The 20,242-nt window shown below is 52.5% G+C and carries 20 protein-coding genes and 1 other RNA gene; 10 read left to right on the forward strand and 11 right to left on the reverse strand.

Annotated features, from left to right (window positions below; all coding sequences use genetic code 11):
* The first annotated feature begins 1 nt into the window (after position 1).
* From acrB to OMR58_RS16630, 4 genes are all read left to right on the forward strand, one after another.
* Complete coding sequence (gene acrB, locus OMR58_RS16615) at positions 2 to 3,151, forward strand: multidrug efflux RND transporter permease subunit AcrB (protein WP_264546452.1); 3,150 nt, start codon at positions 2 to 4, stop codon at positions 3,149 to 3,151.
* A 120-nt stretch (positions 3,152 to 3,271) separates the two neighbouring features.
* A complete protein-coding gene (locus OMR58_RS16620; protein ID WP_105590823.1) occupies positions 3,272 to 3,532 on the forward strand; it encodes a type B 50S ribosomal protein L31 in 261 nt (86 codons plus the stop codon).
* 9 nt (positions 3,533 to 3,541) lie between these two features.
* The gene (gene ykgO, locus OMR58_RS16625) at positions 3,542 to 3,682 is read left to right on the forward strand and encodes a type B 50S ribosomal protein L36 (RefSeq protein ID WP_071997379.1); all 141 of its coding nucleotides are present in this window, start codon (positions 3,542 to 3,544) and stop codon (positions 3,680 to 3,682) included.
* A 411-nt stretch (positions 3,683 to 4,093) separates the two neighbouring features.
* On the forward strand, positions 4,094 to 5,074 hold the full coding sequence (locus tag OMR58_RS16630) for an LA_2272 family surface repeat-containing protein (protein WP_234471765.1): 981 nt from the start codon (positions 4,094 to 4,096) through the stop codon (positions 5,072 to 5,074).
* Between the two features lie 42 nt (positions 5,075 to 5,116).
* On the opposite strand, the gene OMR58_RS16635 is transcribed toward OMR58_RS16630, so the two are convergent.
* From OMR58_RS16635 to OMR58_RS16645, 3 genes are read right to left on the reverse strand one after another with little or no spacing between them, the layout of a single operon-like run.
* The gene (locus OMR58_RS16635) at positions 5,117 to 5,995 is read right to left on the reverse strand and encodes a metal ABC transporter substrate-binding protein (protein WP_200560010.1); all 879 of its coding nucleotides are present in this window, start codon (positions 5,993 to 5,995) and stop codon (positions 5,117 to 5,119) included.
* A 4-nt stretch (positions 5,996 to 5,999) separates the two neighbouring features.
* A complete protein-coding gene (locus OMR58_RS16640) occupies positions 6,000 to 6,863 on the reverse strand; it encodes a metal ABC transporter permease (RefSeq protein ID WP_105590820.1) in 864 nt (287 codons plus the stop codon).
* Positions 6,860 to 7,549 (reverse strand): metal ABC transporter ATP-binding protein, encoded by a 690-nt coding sequence (locus OMR58_RS16645; RefSeq protein ID WP_200560011.1) that lies wholly within the window; start codon positions 7,547 to 7,549, stop codon positions 6,860 to 6,862. The genes OMR58_RS16640 and OMR58_RS16645 overlap by 4 nt, the downstream gene beginning before the upstream one ends.
* Positions 7,550 to 7,962: 413 nt before the next feature.
* Here OMR58_RS16645 and OMR58_RS16650 point away from each other — a divergent pair, with 413 nt between their 5' ends.
* The 3 genes from OMR58_RS16650 (at position 7,963) to OMR58_RS16660 (ending at position 9,089) form a co-directional block, all read left to right on the forward strand.
* A complete protein-coding gene (locus OMR58_RS16650) occupies positions 7,963 to 8,316 on the forward strand; it encodes a hypothetical protein (RefSeq protein ID WP_264546453.1) in 354 nt (117 codons plus the stop codon).
* A 146-nt stretch (positions 8,317 to 8,462) separates the two neighbouring features.
* Complete coding sequence (gene tomB, locus OMR58_RS16655; protein ID WP_200560013.1) at positions 8,463 to 8,843, forward strand: Hha toxicity modulator TomB; 381 nt, start codon at positions 8,463 to 8,465, stop codon at positions 8,841 to 8,843.
* A gap of 27 nt (positions 8,844 to 8,870) precedes the next feature.
* Positions 8,871 to 9,089, forward strand: coding sequence for an HHA domain-containing protein (locus OMR58_RS16660; RefSeq protein ID WP_105591157.1), 219 nt, complete (start codon positions 8,871 to 8,873; stop codon positions 9,087 to 9,089).
* 696 nt (positions 9,090 to 9,785) lie between these two features.
* Here the strand turns inward: OMR58_RS16660 and ffs are convergent.
* Positions 9,786 to 9,882: signal recognition particle sRNA small type (gene ffs, locus OMR58_RS16665), an RNA gene on the reverse strand.
* Between the two features lie 242 nt (positions 9,883 to 10,124).
* On the opposite strand from ffs, the gene OMR58_RS16670 reads away from it, so the two are divergent.
* Positions 10,125 to 10,439, forward strand: coding sequence for an MGMT family protein (locus tag OMR58_RS16670; RefSeq protein WP_200560014.1), 315 nt, complete (start codon positions 10,125 to 10,127; stop codon positions 10,437 to 10,439).
* A gap of 35 nt (positions 10,440 to 10,474) precedes the next feature.
* On the opposite strand, the gene OMR58_RS16675 is transcribed toward OMR58_RS16670, so the two are convergent.
* A complete protein-coding gene (locus tag OMR58_RS16675; protein ID WP_200560015.1) occupies positions 10,475 to 11,032 on the reverse strand; it encodes a YbaY family lipoprotein in 558 nt (185 codons plus the stop codon).
* Positions 11,033 to 11,255: 223 nt separating this feature from the next.
* On the opposite strand from OMR58_RS16675, the gene tesB reads away from it, so the two are divergent.
* Positions 11,256 to 12,116 carry an acyl-CoA thioesterase II gene (gene tesB, locus OMR58_RS16680; protein WP_105590814.1) on the forward strand — a complete coding sequence of 287 codons (861 nt, stop codon included), beginning with the start codon at positions 11,256 to 11,258 and terminating at the stop codon, positions 12,114 to 12,116.
* Positions 12,117 to 12,298: 182 nt separating this feature from the next.
* Here the strand turns inward: tesB and amtB are convergent, their stop codons facing one another.
* From amtB to OMR58_RS16705, 5 genes are all read right to left on the reverse strand, one after another.
* The gene (amtB, locus tag OMR58_RS16685; RefSeq protein ID WP_172606534.1) at positions 12,299 to 13,600 is read right to left on the reverse strand and encodes an ammonium transporter AmtB; all 1,302 of its coding nucleotides are present in this window, start codon (positions 13,598 to 13,600) and stop codon (positions 12,299 to 12,301) included.
* Positions 13,601 to 13,619: 19 nt separating this feature from the next.
* Positions 13,620 to 13,958 carry a P-II family nitrogen regulator gene (glnK, locus tag OMR58_RS16690; protein ID WP_105590813.1) on the reverse strand — a complete coding sequence of 113 codons (339 nt, stop codon included), beginning with the start codon at positions 13,956 to 13,958 and terminating at the stop codon, positions 13,620 to 13,622.
* A gap of 267 nt (positions 13,959 to 14,225) precedes the next feature.
* A complete protein-coding gene (locus OMR58_RS16695) occupies positions 14,226 to 15,995 on the reverse strand; it encodes a SmdB family multidrug efflux ABC transporter permease/ATP-binding protein (protein WP_264546454.1) in 1,770 nt (589 codons plus the stop codon).
* Positions 15,985 to 17,757: a SmdA family multidrug ABC transporter permease/ATP-binding protein gene (locus OMR58_RS16700; protein ID WP_200560018.1), complete on the reverse strand. Its 1,773-nt coding sequence runs from the start codon at positions 17,755 to 17,757 to the stop codon at positions 15,985 to 15,987. Before OMR58_RS16700 ends, OMR58_RS16695 begins: the two co-directional genes overlap by 11 nt.
* A 41-nt stretch (positions 17,758 to 17,798) precedes the next feature.
* A complete protein-coding gene (locus OMR58_RS16705; RefSeq protein WP_200560019.1) occupies positions 17,799 to 18,272 on the reverse strand; it encodes an Lrp/AsnC family transcriptional regulator in 474 nt (157 codons plus the stop codon).
* Positions 18,273 to 18,366: 94 nt separating this feature from the next.
* Here OMR58_RS16705 and OMR58_RS16710 point away from each other — a divergent pair, with 94 nt between their 5' ends.
* A complete protein-coding gene (locus tag OMR58_RS16710) occupies positions 18,367 to 19,302 on the forward strand; it encodes a DMT family transporter (protein ID WP_444861325.1) in 936 nt (311 codons plus the stop codon).
* Between the two features lie 50 nt (positions 19,303 to 19,352).
* Here OMR58_RS16710 and cof read toward each other — a convergent pair whose 3' ends face one another.
* Positions 19,353 to 20,174 carry an HMP-PP phosphatase gene (gene cof, locus OMR58_RS16715; RefSeq protein ID WP_105590808.1) on the reverse strand — a complete coding sequence of 274 codons (822 nt, stop codon included), beginning with the start codon at positions 20,172 to 20,174 and terminating at the stop codon, positions 19,353 to 19,355.
* Positions 20,175 to 20,242 lie beyond the last annotated feature (68 nt).

A 20,242-nucleotide genomic window follows, 5' to 3' on the forward strand; every position in this document is an offset into this window, starting at 1 on the left:
CATGGCTAAGTTTTTTATCGATCGCCCGATCTTCGCCTGGGTTATCGCCATCATTATTATGCTGGCGGGCGCACTGTCGATCCTGAAACTGCCGATTGAGCAATATCCTAACGTTGCACCACCGGCAATCGAGATCTCTGCCACCTACCCGGGTGCTGATGCGAAAACCTTGCAGGACTCCGTCACGCAGGTTATCGAACAAAATATGAACGGCATTGATGGCCTGATGTATATGGGCTCAAGCAGTGACTCAACGGGTACGTTGCAGCTGACGCTGACCTTTGAGTCCGGCACCAACGCCGATATTGCTCAGGTTCAGGTTCAGAACAAACTGCAGCTGGCCATGCCGCTGTTGCCACAGGAAGTACAGCAGCAGGGTATTCGCGTTCAGAAATCCTCCAGCAGCTTCCTGATGGTTGCCGGCTTCATTAACGAAGACGGCACCATGACGCAAAACGATATCGCTGACTACATCGGGTCTAACGTAAAAGATCCGATCAGTCGCGTTTCTGGCGTCGGTGATACGCAGCTGTTCGGTGCGCAGTACGCCATGCGTGTCTGGATGGACCCGCATAAGCTGAATAACTTCCAGCTAACTCCCGTGGATGTGATCAGCGCAATCAATACGCAGAACTCCCAGGTTGCAGCGGGACAGCTGGGTGGGTCACCGCCGGTGAAGGGGCAGCAGCTTAACGCCTCGATCATTGCACAGACGCGCCTGACCTCGGCTGAAGAGTTTGGCAATATTCTGCTGAAGGTGAATACCGATGGTTCGCAGGTTCGTCTGAAGGATGTTGCGCAGATCGAACTGGGCGGTGAAAACTACGAGATTATCGCCCGCTTTAACGGTAAACCCGCTTCTGGTCTGGGGATTAAGCTGGCGACCGGTGCAAACGCACTGGACACGGCTTCTGCCGTGAAAGCTGAACTGTCCAAGCTGGAACCGTTCTTCCCGTCCGGCCTGAAAGTGGTTTATCCGTATGACACCACACCGTTCGTTAAAATCTCGATTAATGAAGTGGTTAAAACGTTAATCGAAGCGATCGTGCTGGTGTTCCTGGTAATGTATCTGTTCCTGCAAAACTTCCGCGCTACGTTGATTCCAACCATCGCGGTACCGGTCGTATTGCTGGGTACATTTGCGATTATCAGCGCCTTCGGCTATTCGATAAACACCCTGACGATGTTCGGTATGGTGTTGGCGATAGGCCTGTTGGTAGATGACGCCATCGTCGTGGTGGAGAACGTTGAGCGCGTGATGGTTGAAGACGGCCTGCCGCCGAAGGAAGCCACGCGAAAATCGATGGACCAGATACAGGGTGCCCTGGTGGGTATCGCCCTGGTGCTGTCTGCGGTATTTATCCCGATGGCCTTCTTTGGTGGGTCAACCGGGGTTATTTATCGTCAGTTCTCGATTACCATCGTGTCTGCGATGGTGCTGTCGGTGATTGTGGCCCTGATCCTGACCCCGGCGCTGTGCGCCACCATGCTGAAGCCGATTGCCAAAGGCGATCACGGTAAAACCACCGGCTTCTTTGGCTGGTTCAACCGCCTGTTCGATAAGAGCACCCAGCACTATACCGATAGCGTGGGTCATATCGTTCGCAGCACCGGTCGTTATCTGGTGATTTATCTGCTGATCGTTGTGGGCATGGCCTTCCTGTTCCTTCGCCTGCCTACTTCGTTCCTTCCTGAAGAGGACCAGGGCGTATTACTGACCATGGCTCAGCTGCCGGCTGGTGCGACTCAGGAACGTACCCAGAAAGTGCTGGATCAGGTGACTGACTACTATCTGACTAAAGAAAAAGCCAACGTGAACTCCGTGTTTACCGTTAACGGCTTTGGCTTTGCAGGGCGTGGGCAAAACACCGGTATCGCCTTTATCAGTCTTAAAGACTGGGATGAACGAGCCAGCTCGGAAAACAAAGTTCCGGCGATTGCCGCCAGGGCGATGGGTGCACTGTCATCGATTAAAGATGCCATGGTTATCCCATTCAACCTGCCAGCCATCGTAGAACTGGGTACGGCAACCGGCTTCGACTTCCAGCTGACCGATAAAGCCGGCCTGGGCCACGAGAAGCTGACCGAAGCCCGTAACCAGCTGCTGGGCATGATTGCACAGCACCCGGATACGCTGGTCGGTGTGCGCCCTAACGGTCTGGAAGACACGCCGCAGTACAAACTGACTATCGACCAGGAAAAAGCGCGCGCGATGGGGGTATCACTCTCTGATATCAACACCACGCTGGCCGCAACCTGGGGCGGTTCCTACGTTAATGACTTCATTGACCGCGGCCGCGTGAAGAAAGTGTACGTGATGGGTGAAGCCCCTTACCGTATGCTCCCAAGCGATATCGGCAACTGGTATGTTCGTTCCACCAGCGGTGAAATGGTGCCATTCAGTACCTTTACCACCGGTCAGTGGATCTACGGCTCACCGCGTCTGGAACGCTACAACGGCCTGCCTTCTATGGAGCTGTTGGGCCAGCCGGCACCGGGCAAAAGCTCGGGTGATGCGATGAACCTGATGGAAGAACTGGCGGCTAAACTGCCAACGGGTATCGGCTATGAGTGGACCGGCATGTCCTATCAGGAACGTCTGTCAGGAAACCAGGCCCCTGCCCTGTACGCCATCTCGCTGATTGTGGTCTTCCTCTGTCTGGCAGCACTGTACGAGAGCTGGTCGATTCCGTTCTCGGTGATGCTGGTTGTGCCACTGGGTGTTGTCGGGGCTCTGCTCTTCACCACACTGCGTGGGCTGAGTAACGACGTTTACTTTGTGGTGGGACTGTTGACCACCATAGGGCTATCGGCGAAAAACGCCATCCTGATCGTTGAGTTCGCTAAGGACTTGATGGAGAAGGAAGGAAAAGGACTGGTCGAGTCGACTCTGGAAGCGGTACGTATGCGTTTACGTCCTATTCTGATGACCTCTCTGGCATTTATCCTCGGCGTACTGCCACTGGCGATCAGTTCCGGTGCCGGTTCCGGCGCGCAGAACGCCGTAGGTACTGGCGTAATGGGCGGCATGGTTACCGCAACCGTTCTGGCTATCTTCTTCGTCCCTGTGTTCTTTGTGGTGGTTCGCCGCCGCTTTAGTAAGAACAAAGAGGAACTGGAACACAGCCATCCGGTTGAACATCACAAATAATCGACCGTTGTCGAAATCCCCAAGAGGCCGCCCTGTGCGGCCTCTTTTTTTTGCGGTTGCAATTTCAAAAACGTGGGCGCATACTATTGTTATAGTATAACATAACAAATGGAGTGAACGATGAAACAGGGTATTCATCCTGCCTACCGTCAGGTGGTGTTCCATGACACCACGGCCGATGCTTACTTTGTGGTGGGATCGACAATTAAAACCGACCGCACCATCGAACATGATGGCAAAGTTATGCCTTACGTAACGCTGGATGTCTCTTCCGCATCACATGTGTACTACACCGGCAAACAGAAAGACTTTGCTAAAGAAGGTAGCGCCGCGCGTTTCAGCCAGCGCTTTGGTGGCATTCTCAACGTAATGAAAAAGTAAGGGCTTCCCATGCAGGTATTAAGCTCGCTGGCATCAGCCAAAAAGCGTCACAAAGATTGCAAAATCGTACGCCGCCACGGCCGGGTATTTGTGATCTGTAAAAGCAACCCTCGCTTTAAAGCGGTGCAGGGAAGAAAGAAAAAACGCTAAGTTAAAATGAACTTAATGTGCCAGGCGAATCATCAAAGGGTTCGCCTTTTTTGTGTCTGTTTATTTTCAATCCCTACTCCCACCGGCATTGAATAATTTTTTTTCCTCGAAAATCCATCTATTTAACCTGAACACCTCGCTAATAACCGTCCGTTGACGGTGTGTTTATGCGCATTTTTTGTCAAAGAAATCATCGTTAAATCAGTAATTTATACGAAGCATCATCATCCCACCATCGCAGTATCACTTTGATTACTCCGATATTTGGCGATTGCTGAAGTGTAGTGGCACTACATTATATGACCCCCTGTCATTCAATAATGTTACGCATCATAATTTAATAGGGATATCAAAATGAAACGTTCAACATTAGCATTAGCCTTGTCATGCGTTATGTTTTCTGCGGCCAGTATGGCTTCAACACCGATTCAACTCTCCTCATTCAATAACCTGCCAGATGATAACGAAGTGAATGGTTTTCACGGCAGCTTCCTGTACAGCAATACCGGCACCGTTAATGGTTTCGACCTGCCGATCCTTGGATACGGCGAGCTGGATCAGCTCAACGGGTTACAGATCGGTGCCGTTGCCGGTTCACATATTCGAAACGGTATGAACGGTGTTGCTATTGGTTTGTTTAACTGGCACGGCGGCACTGACAATGGCGTGAACATCGGCCTTGCCAACAAAGTTGGTGATATGACCGGTTTCAACCTGGGTTTATACAGTGGAGCAGAACGGTTCACCGGTATTAATCTGGGTGTTGCAACGCAAACTGCCGAAATGAACGGTATTAACTTTGGAGCACTGGGAAACTACACCACGGGCAACCTGCAGGGGATAAACGTTGCGCCGTTTAACTGGACCCAGCGTGACAGCACCGGGGTTAACGTCAGCCTCCTCAACCACACTGGCAACGCCACCGGCGTCAACATTGGCGCTGTCGGTAACTGGAGCGAAGGTAACATTGAGGGGCTTAACCTCGGCCTGGTCAACGTTTCGGGCAACATTACCGGTTTAAACATTTCGCCACTGTATAACCTGTCGCAGGATACCGTGGGAGCCAACTTCAGTGCGATTAACATGTCGCATAACGTTCAGGGGGCCAATATTGGTCTGGTGAACATGACGAACGATGTGCAGGGAGGAAACATCGGGGTGGTTAACGTGGCTCATAACGTCAACGGTTTCAACTTTGGCGCAGTGAACGCCTCTTCGGGTACTACCAACGCAGACATTGGTGCTTTTAACTATTCCGAAAGTACGTCCTTCCAGTTCGGCCTGGTCAACGCCACCAAAAAACTTGAAGGGTTACAGATTGGTGTCATTAACATTGCAACCAATGCCACCGTTCCGGTACTGCCGCTGGTTAACTACCACCGTTCATTCTGATCGATAAATAAGGCGGATCGCCAGACGATCCGCCTTGTTGATTTACTTCATACTGGCAACCATCGCAGTAACGTTATGTTTAAACGCGGCCACGTAGCTATCTGCTTCCCCGCCCTTTTCCGTTAAGGCTTCTGGATAAAGTTCTCCACCCTGTTTTGCACCGGTGGCAGAGGCAATCTGTTTTACCAGGCGAGGATCGGTCTGATTCTCAATAAACCACGCGTTAATCTTCTCTTTCTTAAGCTGGTTAATCAGGCTGGCTACATCTGATGCACTGGCTTCAGATTCCGTCGAAAAACCGACAGGAGACAGGAAGCTGACGCCATATCGCTGGCCGAAATAGCCAAACGCATCATGGCTGGTTAATACCTTGCGCTTCGATTGAGGGATCTGCGCGAACTCCTGCTGTGCCCAGCTATCCAGCTTTTTCAGCTGCTCAATATAAGCATTACCCTGCTGGCGGAAGTAGGCGGCATCAGTTGGATCGGCGGCAATCAGGGCATTCATCACATTAGTGGCATAGATCACGCCATTCTGCATGCTGTTCCATGCATGAGGATCGGTGATTGTTTTGCCATCTTCTTCCATTTTTCGCGTGTTAACTCCGCTGGAAGCCACAATGGTCTGCCCTTTATAACCAGAAGAGGTAATCAGGCGATCCATCCACCCCTCCATCCCAAGGCCGCTGACAAACACTAAATCGGCATGAGCCAGTGACTGACTGTCCTTTGGTGTCGGTTCAAAGCTGTGCGGATCGCCATTTGGCCCGACCAGACTTTTGACCACCACATGCTCACCGCCGACGTTTTGTACGATATCAGCCAGTACGCTAAAACTGGCCACGGCCTGTACCGTGTTTGCCATCACCGCCGGAGCGGCCAACAGGGCTGACAGTGCCAGCACCAAAGGTAACTTCTTCATATTTTTACTCCTTCGCCATAGACAATGTTCTGCGTACGGAAAAAATACCGCCGCAGGGTCCAAATAAAATCGAGATAAAGAACAGCACTGCCGCGCTCAGAACCACGGCGGGTCCGGCAGGCAGAGAGAGATAAAATGAGGCGCAAAGACCGCTGAAACTGGAAATTATTGCCAGCAGCATCGCAGCGGCGAGAGTGCCGGAGAGATGGCGACTCCAGAAGCGGGCACTGGCAGCAGGCAGCATCATCAGACCTACGCTCATTAACGTTCCCAGCACCTGGAAGCCCGCAACCAGATTGATCACCACCAGTATCAGAAAGATTCCGTGGACCAGCGGCGAGGTCCAGCGATTCTGCGCAGCAAGAAACGTAGGATCGAAAGCATCGATCACTAAGGGACGATAGATGAATGCCAGCACCAGTAACGTAATACCGCTGATACTGCTGACCAGCAAAATTGATGGCGCATCAACGGCCAGCAGGGAACCAAACAGTACATGCAGCAGATCGACACTGGAGCCGCGCAGGGAAACCAGCGTAACCCCTAGCGCCAGAGAACCAAGATAGAAACCGGCAAAACTGGCATCTTCCCGCAACGGTGTGTAGCGGCTGACCGCACCGGACAGCAGTGCCACCGTCAACCCGGCAATCGCACCACCGATACCCATTGCTACCAGAGACAGTCCCGAGATCAAATAGCCAATCGCTGCACCGGGAAGCACCGCGTGGGATAGCGCATCCCCTACCAAACTCATACGTCGAAGCAGTAAAAAAACGCCGAGTGGGGTTGCACTAATCGAAAGAGCGACGCAGGCCACCAGCGCACGACGCATGAAACCAAATTCGATAAAAGGCTCAATAAGTATCATGCCCGCTCCCCCGCGCTGCGGGAAAAGTTCAGCCCCGTCACACCGCAGCTACGGCAGGACCATTCGCTGTGATTCGCTTTTAAACGCAGAACCTGAGGGAAATGATTAGCGACCGTCGCCATATCGTGCAGAACGACAATCAACGTGCAGCCGGCTCGATGGCGCTCCGCCAGCAGCTCGATAAGCAGAGCGATCGTATCGCTGTCTACACCGCTAAACGGCTCATCTAACAGCAACAGTTCGGCATCCTGAATCAACAGGCGGGCAAACAGAACACGCTGCAGTTGCCCGCCAGAAAGCGTACCCGGTGCTGCATCGATAAACGGCAACATACGGACCCGTTCCAGCGCCTCAAAAATCTGTTTCCTCTGCTGGCGATTAATGCCGCCGAACCAGCCGCACTGCCGCCAGAAGCCCATGGCTACCAGGTCGAACACGGTAAGGGGAAATGTTTTTTCAAGTTCCGCATGCTGCGGTAGCCACGCAATCGTAGGACGCGGAGTTGGCAGGCTGATACTGCCACTCACCGGCGGGATCATGCCGCACAGCGTTTTTAACAACGTCGATTTACCGCTGCCGTTATCGCCGACCAGTGCTGTCATGCTTCCCTGGGTAAACTCACCTACCAGCTCAGGGGTGACCGCGCGCTGTTGATAACCAACGACGAGTTTGTTCAGTGTAATCATCAAACGATCGCCCATTTTGTCATCAACAAAAGCAGCAGGACCACTACGATGGATAACACCGCTCTTAGCCAGGCAGGGCTACTGAACAGGGTGCCGAATCGATAGAAAGGAGAGGATGGATAGCGCATAGCATCATTCAATATGTTATAACATAACGCAAATTTACTGCTAAAATGGGTGAATTGATAAGATTAAAATGTATCTAAGTATTACATTATGCCGTAACGTCTTTCTCGGTGATTTATATAAAGAAAATTCAACAAGCGTGAAGCCACTCAAAAAAAAGAGGGTTCACAGGAAATAATAATCAATTGACAAATCATAACGATAGGCTAAACCAGAATGACAACCGATTGGCTTTAGCTGTAAAAATGCATCATCTTTATTAGCAACAATTAACTTCAGGGTGAAAAATGCACAGAACTTTACCATTAAAAAATCGTCAAAATGACATTACTCCACTAGAATTAATAGAGGAAATTAAACAGAACATTCCTAAAATTGAGGATGACTTGGTCGGAAATTTGATCTGGTATTCCCCTAATGCTCGTTATGTTCCGAATAGTCTGAATGTTATTTCTCTGGAAGAGTTGGGACAATCGCGTTATAAAATGAACTATAGTTTCCTTTGGAACGTCTTCAATGCCTGTCTTGATATTGATTCAGACGAAACCACTTATAGCTCAGTCAACTTTGTGCTTTCAGATGGTGCATTGCGGTTTGATTTCATAGATAACGAACCGGACTCTATGTCGGAAGAATTGTAATAATCAGTCAATTAGTTAACAAAAAAATGAAACTAAGTTATATTTTAAATAGATGTTTCATTTGAAGAGTAATTATCACTTCCTGGCCAACCGAGTATAAAAGTGCTGTTAATAAGCATGTTTTTCAAGCGATGGAGGGGAAAAAGATGGACGAATACTCACCGAGAAGGCATGATATTGCACAGCTGAAATTCTTGTGTGAAAACCTGTATGATGAAAGTATGGCAACGTTAGGCGACAGCCACCACGGCTGGGTTAACGATCCTACTTCTGCCATCAACCTGCAGCTTAATGATCTGATTGAACACATTGCTGCTTTTACTATGAATTACAAAATCAAGCACGTTGATGATACCGATCTGATTGGACAGATTGACGATTATCTCGATGATACTTTTATGTTATTCAGCAACTACGGCATTAATGCACAGGACCTTCAGCGTTGGCAAAAATCAGCAAAACGCCTGTTCAACATTTTTGCAGAAGAGTGTGCGCACGGCCAAATCCAGGCCAGCCATTCATTTTAGTAACCCACTACTCCTTACGGTTTAATGATGACTGACAAACTTTTAACTAAAACTGATTATCTGATGCGCCTCAGACGCTGTCGTTCTATTGACACCCTCGAGCGCGTGATTGAAAAGAACAAGTACGAATTATCTGATGACGAATTGGCTATATTTTATTCAGCAGCCGATCATCGCCTTGCTGAACTAACCATGAATAAACTTTATGACAAAGTCCCCGTTTCCGTGTGGAAATTTGTACGCTGACATTTAAATGGTTTTGATTTTAATAGAGTAGTGTGTGCAGAGCTGGCCAGGGCGTAACGGGCGGCGTCCAACCAGCAGAACACCGTAAAGATTGTCTCAGAATTCATTAAAATCAACCGCTGATGTGCAGAAAGGATGTCTGCCAGGAGTATGACATCAAGCTGAACTATAATTAATCCCAGCATTTTACAAATAATCTATGAGGGTTGCACTCTTACATAGTCTGTAGAGTTCAATCGCTTTATCATGCATACCCCGCAGACAATAATTCTCCCTATTGTGCCCTGCTGTTGTCGTTAGCTGCCTTGCATTGCCTCCTACAGGAACCAGGATAAGCGTTTCCGGCAAACACGGTGACGTTGAGCTAAGGATTAAATTAAACTGATGGGTTGTTCAACAGCGACCGGCATTGATACGCGCGCTTTTAACTCAACAGTGTAGCCTTCGATCGGTGTCCGTATATTCCCCATATAAGTGATGCTCATTCTGCAGATCGCTATCTCATGTTGTAGAGTAACGATCCGCATCACGCGCAGTGGCTGATAACGCACAGCCAGCAAACCCGGCAAGCATGTTAAACATAAGGAATTTTGCAGTGATATGCGAATATGCCGCTTTTATCTCAGGAGAATCTCAATGTGATTAGGGTAAGGCGAAAGCTAAAGAGAGAGTTACGAAAGCAGAAATGGGTGGGGGCCCTGCCAGCTACATCCCGGCACACGCGTCACTTGTTACGGCTGCTTCCTTCCGGACCTGACCGAATTCACAAGTTAGCATTGCGGGAGAACCAACAGGGCCCCCATTGACGGCCTCGGATAACCGAAGCGCAGGCGCATTATCAATGAACCCCAGGGCAATTGCAAGCCAGCCTCCGATGACCGTTTGTTTCTTGCACAATACGGGTAATATTCCCTCATTACTTGTCAAATCACGCTGATTAATCAGCTCAAATTTCAGCGTCTGTCCCTTATACTGATCCCTTTCTGAACGCCTTCGCGGCTGGTTCCTGTTTACAGCTATGGTCAGGGAGTGAATTTGGACGCAGAACACGATAACTTTCGCCAACGTATCTTTCAGATCCTTGCAGCTATCCCTTACGGTTCCGTCACCACTTACGGAGAGATTGCCCATCTGGCAGGTTCACCCAGAGCTGCACGTCAGGTTGGCGGCGTACTGAAACGTCTGCCGGAAGGTAGCAAACTCCCCTGGCATCGGGTGATTAACCGCATGGGGGAAATTTCGCTTACGGGTGATGATTTGAGCCGACAGCGGTTAGCGCTGGAAGCCGAAGGCATTGAGGTCTCGCCAGAGGGTAAAGTTGATTTAAAGCGCTATCGCTGGAAGCCTTAGTAACGCCCCCGCAGGGGCGCTTGAGAACACCTGAATCAGTATGAGGTTGGCGCAGGAACCGCCGATGAAGGCGTAACCTGTGTCGGTGAGGTCGACGGCACCGAGGTGGCCGCTCCGTCCTGTGCCTGAAGCGGCACTGATGGAACCGGCACCAGCGTCAGATCCTGTCGCGTACCGCCCGTAGTGACCACCTGCTTCACCGTATCGGTAATAAACAGCATTTTGCCATTCAGGGTTACCGCCGCGCTAAGCAGAATGCGTGCTCCCGGCTGCACATCGGCCGGATTAAACGGCAGCACGAACTGGAATGGTGCCTGCTTGCCCTCGGTGCGCGTAACGCGCTGTGACAGGACTTTCGACGGTGCATCGGCCAGTGACGCATCTGACAATGTGACCGTCAGCACCGCATCAGGCGGCAGTGCGATTCTCTGGCGTATCCATACCGTACCGCTAACGTTTGGCTGCTGGATAACTGCCTGCTGGCCCTGTACCTGCGAACCCAAAGTTGGTGTCGGCACATCTTTGCTCTTGTCCGCACAGCCAGAGATTGCCACCGCGAGAGCGGCACTGCTCAATACAAACCAGAGTTTCATGGATGTCTTCTCCTTTTTGATCCCTACGGCGCGATAATGCCGTTCAGGGGCAGAGCTTTACTGCCCGTAAGGCTTTAATTCTGGCACATGTTGCTGGATTTTTCCTGTTACCAGCGATTTTCATTCTTTCCGCACGAACTGCGCAGATCCCATAAACAGGCGTTGACGCTAACTGGTCGGATCTCGCAAACTGAGCACTGAAATTTTTAAGAGGATGCCGTTTATGAGCCAGGCGCTGCAAAATTTGTTAAATCTGCTCGATCTGGAAAGCCTTGAAGAGGGCTTATTCCGTGGGCAAAGTGAAGATCTTGGTCTGCGTCAGGTCTTTGGTGGCCAGGTTGTCGGCCAGGCGCTTTATGCTGCCAAACAGACTGTTCCCAGCGAACGTATCATCCACTCTTTTCACAGTTACTTTCTGCGCCCTGGCGACAGTCAGAAGGCGATTATTTACGATGTGGAAAACCTGCGGGACGGCAACAGCTTTAGCGCCCGCCGGGTGAAGGCGGTTCAAAATGGCAAACCGATTTTTTACATGACCGCCTCATTCCAGGGCCCGGAAAGCGGCTTTGAGCATCAGAAAACGATGCCGGTGGTCCCCGGACCTGATGATTTGCCATCCGAGCACGAAATTGCGCACAAACTTGCTCCACATATCCCTGCCCCCTATCGCGACAAATTCCTGTCGGAAAAACCGTTTGAAATCCGCCCGGTGAAATTTCATAACCCGCTAAGAGGACATGTGGACGAACCTTATCGTCACCTGTGGATACGCGCAAACGGCACGATGCCGGAAGATAAGCGTATTCATCAGTATCTGCTCGGCTATGTGTCCGATTTCAATTTCCTGCCGGTATCGCTGCAACCGCATGGTAAAGGCTTCCTTGAGCCGGGTATGCAGGTCGCGACCATCGACCACTCCATGTGGTTCCACCGTCCTTTTGACCTCAATGAGTGGCTGCTGTACAGCGTGGAGAGCACTTCGGCTTCCAGCGCGCGTGGTTTTGTTCGCGGCGAGTTCTACACCCAGCAGGGGACGCTGGTTGCTTCAACGGTGCAGGAAGGCGTTATCCGCCAGCGAGAGTAAGGCAACCTCAGACGATAGATAATGACAACGGGGATCGGCGCAACACGGACGTGCTGCTGGGCTTGCGGTTTGAGGGTTTGCGGTGCTACTGGGATGTACCACAAAAAAAAGCGGGCCATAATGGCCCGCAAGATTTTTTATTTTTAGCGCACTACTTTCCTTTTTTTGCTTACCCGACCAGATTACTGGTTGTAAGCATTCTCGCCGTGGCTGTTGACGTCCAGACCTTCACGCTCCTGGTCTTCAGGAACACGCAGGCCAACAATCATATCTGCCACTTTGAAACCGATAAACGCGACAACAGCGGTCCAGACAACGGTCAGCGCAACGCTTTCCAACTGCACCCAAACCTGATGGCCCATGGTCACGCCTTCTGCATAACCCACGCCGCCCAGTGAAGAAGATGCGAACACACCGGTCAGGATACAGCCAACAATACCGCAGACGCCGTGAACACCGAACACATCACATGGGTCATCAACACGCAGCCATTTCTTCAGGGTGGTCACACCCCACAGGCCAGCCAGACCACCAACCAGACCGATAATCAGAGCACCACCAACGCCAACGTAACCACAGGCTGGGGTAATCGCTACCAGACCCGCAATCGCACCGGAGCTGACGCCCAGCAGCGAAGGTTTACCGCGCAGTGCCCACTCACCGAAGGTCCAGGTCAGCATTGCACCCGCCGTTGCTACAACGGTGTTAAGGAATGCCAGACCGGCGATTTCGTTCGCAGTACCTGCAGAACCGGCGTTGAAGCCAAACCAGCCGAAGTACAGGATTGCAGTACCGGTGAACACCATTGGCAGGTTGTGCGGTTTAAAGGCTTCTTTACCAAAGCCCGCACGTTTGCCCAGCAGGTAAGCACCGACCAGACCCGCTACCGCAGCGTTGATGTGTACAACGGTGCCGCCCGCGAAGTCCAGCGCGCCATCCTGAGCCAGGAAACCGCCCGCCCAGACCATGTGTGCAATTGGCAGGTAAGCAAAGGTCAGCCAGATCAGTACGAAAATCAGCACGGCTGCAAAGCGGATACGCTCAGCAATAGCACCCACAATCAGACCCACGGTGATACAGGCAAAGGAAGCCTGGAACGCGACGTGGATGTACTGGTAGAAGGAACCCATCAGCGTGGTTGGCGCAATACCTTTCAGCATCGCCCAGCCAAAGCTGCCGAAGAACGCGTTGCCTTCGCTGAAGGCCAGAGAATATCCGTAAACCATCCACACAACGCAGACCATAGCGAAGGTCATTGCCACCTGGGTCAGCATGGACAGCACGTTTTTACCGCGAATCAGACCGCCGTAAAACAGCGCAATGCCCGGAATTGTCATAAACAGCACCAGCGCGGTGCAGATCATCATAAATGCGTTGTCGGCTTTATCCGCTACCGCCGGTGCGGCAGCCATGGCAAGCGACGGTAACAAAGCAATGCTGGCAAGGCCAAACTTAGCGAGTTTCTTCATTTTATCCCATCCCATCACAATTCTTAGCCCCGAATTACAGTGCTGCTTCGTCAGTTTCGCCGGTGCGAATACGGATCACCCGCTGCAGTTCTGCAACAAAGATTTTCCCGTCACCAATTTTGCCGGTGTAGGCAGCTTTGCTAATCACATCAACCACTTCATCGATCTGGTCATCTGCAATCGCAATATCAATTTTTACTTTTGGCAGGAAGTTAACGCTGTACTCAGCTCCGCGATAAAGTTCTGCATGCCCTTTTTGTCTGCCAAAACCTTTAACTTCTGTCACGGTCAGACCCTGAATGCCGATAGATGACAGTGCTTCACGCACGTCTTCCAGTTTGAACGGTTTGATTACCACGGTAACCAGCTTCATACGATCCCCTCCAGTATTGAATACGGTTGTTTCACGAACACGGATTTACTAAAGCAAAGGCTGTGCCAGAAATGAAAAACAGGCAGTTTTCAGGTGATTAGTCAGTGCGGATCTGAAGCGCAGCCTGGGATGGGATACCGCGAACAGAAAGCCTGTAAGAGGAGTATAGAAAAAACGCACCTTAACGGTGCGTTTTGCGAGGATTCGGTGCATTAAGTCAGGGCAATGGTTATTTTTTCGCCTGAATATGGTGCAGCGCCTGACCAGTTAAGATTCGCTCTCTGCGGCAGCCAGCTCTTCGCCCGCCAGCTGTAGCTGGTACATTTGCCAGTAGCGTCCCTGGGCTGCCAGCAGCTGTTGATGATTACCGCGTTCCACTGCCTGCCCACGGTGCAGTACAAGGATCGTATCCGCCTCGGTGATAGTGGAAAGCCGATGGGCAATGACGACCAGCGTGGTTTGCTGGCGTATAGCACGCAGTGCCTTTTGAATCGCCTGCTCTGTACCCGAGTCAATATTGGCGGTAGCTTCATCCAGGATCAGGATCTTCGGCGTTGCCACCAGCACCCGCGCCATCGCCAGCAGCTGTTTTTGCCCAACGGAAAGGTTGTTTCCCTGCTCGCCCAGTCGGGTGTAAATCCCGTCGCTCATACTTCGCGCCAGCGAGGCCAGCTGCACGGTTTCCAGCGCCTGCCAGACCGCCTGTTCGCTGATATCCCGCCCCAGAGTAACGTTAGCAAAGAAGGTATCCGCCAGCACGACCGGGTCCTGTTGTACCATCGCCACACTCTGCCGCAGCGACGCATGACTGAGTGACTCCAGCGGGCGGCCATCCAGCAGGATTTCACCTTTACTGAGCGGATAATAGCCCATCAGTAAATTAGCCAGCGTGCTTTTACCGCTCCCCGTATGGCCAACCAGCGCAACGAAATCACGCGGGGCGACTTCCAGGTTGATATCGGTCAGCACCGGCTTACCGGTACGATAGGAAAAAATCAGGTCGCGAATAGCAATGCTGCCGCTGGACAGCGGCTGCGGATCGTCGCCATAGGGCTGACGCGGCGCATCCATCAGTTCGAAGATGCGCTCACCGGCCACCACTGCCTGCTGCAGCATCGACTGTTGAGTCGTCAGCTCGATAAGCGGTTCATTAAGGCGACCAAGGTAATTAATAAAGGCGTAAAGTACCCCGACCTCAATTGCCCCCACCGACGAAAAGCCAAACAGCAGCATCAGGCCACACAGGATCATCGCGGAAAACAGGCTGAGCAATGGCCGCAGCAGAAATCCATCCAGCCGCAGCGTCTGCATCCTCGCCAGATAATGCGAGCGGCTGGCGGCCCCCATACGCTCACCAAACCGCGCCTGCTGGCGGAACTGCTGGATAACGCTCATGCCGTTGATCGCTTCATTAAAACCGTTGTTGATGTCTGCCAGATAGCTGCGCACCCGGCGAACAATTGGCGTGCTGTAGCGTTGATAAATCAGCATAACGATCAGCACAGCCGGGAAAATTGCGATTGCAATCAGCGCCATGCGCCAGTCGAGGCTGAACATCGCCACCAGCATTGCCCCCACCAGCGCCGCGCTACGCAAAACGGTCGCCACCACGGTAACGTACAAATCGCGTACGACTTCGGTATCGTTGGTGACACGGGATATGATTTGCCCGACCGGCTGGGTATCAAACGCGCTGAGCGGCTGACGCAGCGCGGCATCCATTACGTCGGTACGCAGGCGCTGCACCACGCCAACCGCAGCCTGGTTAAACAGCAGTGACTGCCAGTAATGCAACGCCGCAGCCAGTAGCTGCAGCAGCAGGAAGCTGGTTACCAGACCTGCAGCCAGGCCCAGCGGCATATGGTGTTTCGCCACCATATTGTCAATAAAGTAACTAATCAGCACCGGTCCCAGCACTTCCGCCGCTGCGGCCACCCACAGCATCAGCACCGCCAGACTCAGCGATTTCCGCCACGGCGATCCATAGGAAAGCAGCCGTTTAAGCGTTGGCCACAGCCGCCGGTTTTCATTCGCCATGCGGCACCCCCTGCTCTGATTCATCTTCGTCCAGCGCGGCTTCCAGCTGCTGATAGCGATACATATCACGATACCATCCGCTGGCAGCGGCCAGCTGTTCATGGCTGCCGCGCTGGGCGATTTTGCCATGCTGTAATACCAGAATCTCACTGGCTTCGGTCAGGGCAGAGAGTCGGTGTGCACTGATGATGATGGTGCGCCCTTCACCCCAGCTGCGCAGATTGTGCAGGATCTGATGTTCGGTACGACCATCGACAGCCGACAGCGCGTCATCCAGTACCAAAATTTCGGCATTGAGCAGCAGCGCACGGGCAATAGAAATACGCTGCTTTTGCCCGCCGGACAGCATTACCCCGCGCTCCCCGACTTCAGTCTCATAGCCTGCTGGCAGGCGTATAATGTCATCGTGAACCGAAGCCAGCATTGCCGCCCGCTCGATTTCATCCTGAGTCGCTCCCGGATTGCCGAGTGCAATGTTGTTGGCAATAGTGTCCGAGAACAGGAACGGCGTCTGACTGACCACCGCCAGGCGACTGCGCCAGCTGTCCAGCTGCAGTTCCGTCAGTGGAATACCGTGGTAGCGGATATCCCCGCGATCGATATCAAAATGACGCTGGATCAGGCCGAGCACCGTGCTTTTACCGGAACCGGTCGGGCCACACAGCCCCAGCATCTGTCCCGGAGCCAGACTAAGATGAATTTCCGACAACGCGGGCTGAGCGGCGGCCGGATAGCGGAACTCGTCGATCGCTACCCGCAACTCCGCGCGCCCTTCCGGCAGAACTGTTGTTCCATCGGTGACTGTCGGTGCCTCTGACAGCAGCGCCTTGATGCGGCTCCATGCGGCGCTACCGCGTTCAACAATGTTAAACATCCACGCCAGCGCCAGCATTGGCCAGATCATCAGGCCGAGGTACATCACAAAGCTGGTCAGTTGGCCGAGGCTTATCTCGCCGTGCCAGACCATCCAGCTACCGCCGCCGATCGCCAGCAGATTCGACAGGCCAATCGCCACGTAAATTGTCGGATCAAAGCGGGCATCAACCCGGGCAACGCGCAGATTTTTTTCTCCGGTATCACGGGCAATGTCGGCAAACTGCGCCGACTGGCGATCTTCCAGGCCAAAAGCTTTGATCATCCGAATGCTGGTCAGGCTTTCCTGGGTCTGATCGTTTAACGAGGAGAAGGCTGCCTGCGCCAGCTTAAAGCGGTTATGCAGCTGATCGCCGTAGCGTTTAATCACCAGTGCCATTACCGGCATCGGCAGCAGCGCCAGCAGCGTCAGCTCCCAGCTGATCTGCGTGCTCATCACAATCAGCACGGCGCAGCCCATTACCAGTGAATCCACCAGGGTCAACACGCCCTCACCGGCAGCAAAGACCACGCGGTCAACATCGTTAGTGGCGCGGGCAATCAGATCACCGGTGCGATGGCGTAAATAGAATTCAGGATGCTGACGACTGAGCTGACGATAGAAATCTTCACGCAGCTCCACCGCCAGCTGATAGGAGGCACCAAACAGCAGCACGCGCCAGACGTAACGCAGCAGGTAGACCACCACGGCAGTAAGCAACATGACTCCCACCCACACCAGCAGCCGCTGATGGCTCATCTGCTGCTGGCTAACGCCGTCAACAATGGTGCCAACGATATGAGGCGGCAGCAGCTGCAGCAGCGCAATGACGATGAGCAACAGAACGGCGCCCACGTAGCGCCGCCATTCACGAAGGAAATACCAACTTAGCTGGCTGAAAAGTCGCACAAAATATCCTGATTATCGACCGAAAAGAAGACGGCTGCCGTTCAGGGGGCAACCGGCAAAGCGGTGGTGTATTTTATCTCTTCCATGGCAAAACTCGAAGTGACATCGATCAGGCCTGGAATACCGTTGACCAGCCGTTTGTAAAAACCATCGTAGCTTTTCATATCGGCTACCTGCACCTTCAACAGGTAATCATATTCTCCTGCCATACGATAAAAACCCATCACTTCAGGCATTCCCTGCACTAACGTTACAAACTGCTGAAACCAGCTGCTGCTGTGCTGCTGGGTTTTTATCAGCACAAACGCCGTCAGCCCCAGGCCCAGCTTTTCACCGTCAAGTAGCGCCACCCGGCCGCGAATATAGCCCTCATCCTCAAGCCTTTTCAAGCGCTTCCAACAGGGCGTGGTGGTCAGGCTGACCGCATCGGCCAGGGCCTGCAGTGAGAGCATGCAGTCCTGCTGTAACAGGTTAAGCAGCATGCGGTCTTTTTTATCAAGCGGATTTTGTAGCAAAATTTTCTCTCATTGGTCTGGTGAGCAGCATGATTATAGCAACCTTTTCCCCGATGGTTTAGTTAATCTGAATCCACTCCAGACCATTTCAGGGATGATGACGATGAACAAGAATATTTACCGTAACCTGCTTATTGCCGGGCTTTTTGGCGCAGTAGCCCTGACATGGGGGACGACATGGATGGCGATGAAAATTGCCGTTGCCACGGTTCCCCCTGTTTTTGCTACCGGGCTGCGTTTTTTGTGTGCTGCCCCGCTACTTTTGCTGCTGGCACGCTATCGCCGCGCTCCGCTGCTGTTCCCCGCAGGTCAGCGCGGTTTCCAGCTCTGCGTTATGCTGTTCTACTTTGCCATTCCCTTTACGCTGATGATCTACGGTGAGCGTTACACCTCTTCCAGCCTGGCGGCGATTATTTTCGCCACCATGCCTGCGGCGGTGCTGGCAGCATCGCTGCTGTTTTTGCGGGAAAAAACATCACTTCAGCAACTGCTGGGGCTGGCAATCAGTCTTGGTGCACTCAGTACTATTCTGTGGCATGAAACCCAGGCCAATGGGGTAAGCCAGCTAAAGGGTATTCTGGCGCTGGTGGCGGCGGTGCTGATCCACGCACTGATGTATGTACAGTGTAAAAAACGCTGCGCCGGGATTTCCGTTCTGAGCTACAACGCCCTTCCCTGCCTGGGCGCCGGGGTGCTGTTAACGCTGACCGGCCTTAGCGAATCACCGGATTTTCACGCGTTTGCTCCCGAGGCGCTGATGGCTATTGCTTATCTGGGATTCGTCGCGGGTGTCGGCGGGATACTGTGCTACTTCGCGCTGCAACAGATAGCGCGACCTTTCCAGGCCTCGCTGGTATTTCTGGTCTTTCCGCTGATCGCCATCGCACTGGAAAACTGGCTTAACGGCAGCAGTATCAGTCGCGAATCCTTACTGCTGCTGCTGCCGTTTCTGTTGGGGATTTTACTGACGCTGTATCGCGGCGCGGCACAGAAACGCAAAGTGGTTGTGCCCGCAGCAATACAGCGCTGAATACAAATAAAAAAGCCGGACATCTTGTCCGGCACACTGGAAAACGGGTCTCAGTATTCGGGGGAATAGTCGAGATGTGGTGTGTTAAGCCAGTGGTTGAGGTAATGCGACACTCCCTGCGTCGCGCAATTTCCAATAACCGGTAAATGCGGTAGCTGCGCTTTCAGCTGCGCCATGGCATTTTGCATGATAAAGCCATACCCAACCTGATTCAGCATTTCCAGATCGTTCATCGCATCGCCAAAGGCCATGCAGGTTGCCATTTCTATCTCCAGATGCTTTGTAAGCTGAGCCAGCGCCGATCCCTTATTACAACCCAGTGGTAACACCTCCAGGCAGTGGCTGGCCGAGAAGCAGAGATGAGCGCTGTCTCCCAGCACCTCACGCAGCTGAATCAGCAACTGGCACAGATCATCATGCTCGCCGAGAAAACAAATTTTAGTGACCTGATGCTCCGCCAGCGTACGTGGATCGGCAATATGGTAGCTAAAGCCGCTGAGCTGATGCGCGTCTAAAATTTCAGGCTCATCAAATTGGGTAAACCAGCCGTCATCGTTGAAAACGTGCAGACTCGCTTTAGTCTGCCAGTGGCTGTGGATCACCTGACGGGCAACCGACGGTGGCAGATCTGAGCCAAACAGCAGCCCGCCCTCGGCATCGTGAACACGGGTCCCGTTGCCGCTGATTAACCAGGCAGGCAGATTGTGCTGCTGCATCAGCGGTTGCATTTCCAGGAAGTGCCGGCCGGTAGCAAAAGCTAGCTGTACCGGGTGCGCCTGCAGCGATCTCAGGCTCGACAAAGTTTGTTCCCCAAACTGATGAGTCGGTAACAGCAGTGTTCCATCCATATCAAATGCAGCAAGGCGAACCATAATCACTCCGGCAACGGTGGTTAATCTGTCAGCAAGTATCACCTGGTATTTGCGGAACAAATAGTGAA

Source organism: Erwinia sp. INIA01 (assembly GCF_025947915.1).
Lineage (GTDB): Bacteria > Pseudomonadota > Gammaproteobacteria > Enterobacterales > Enterobacteriaceae > Erwinia > Erwinia coffeiphila.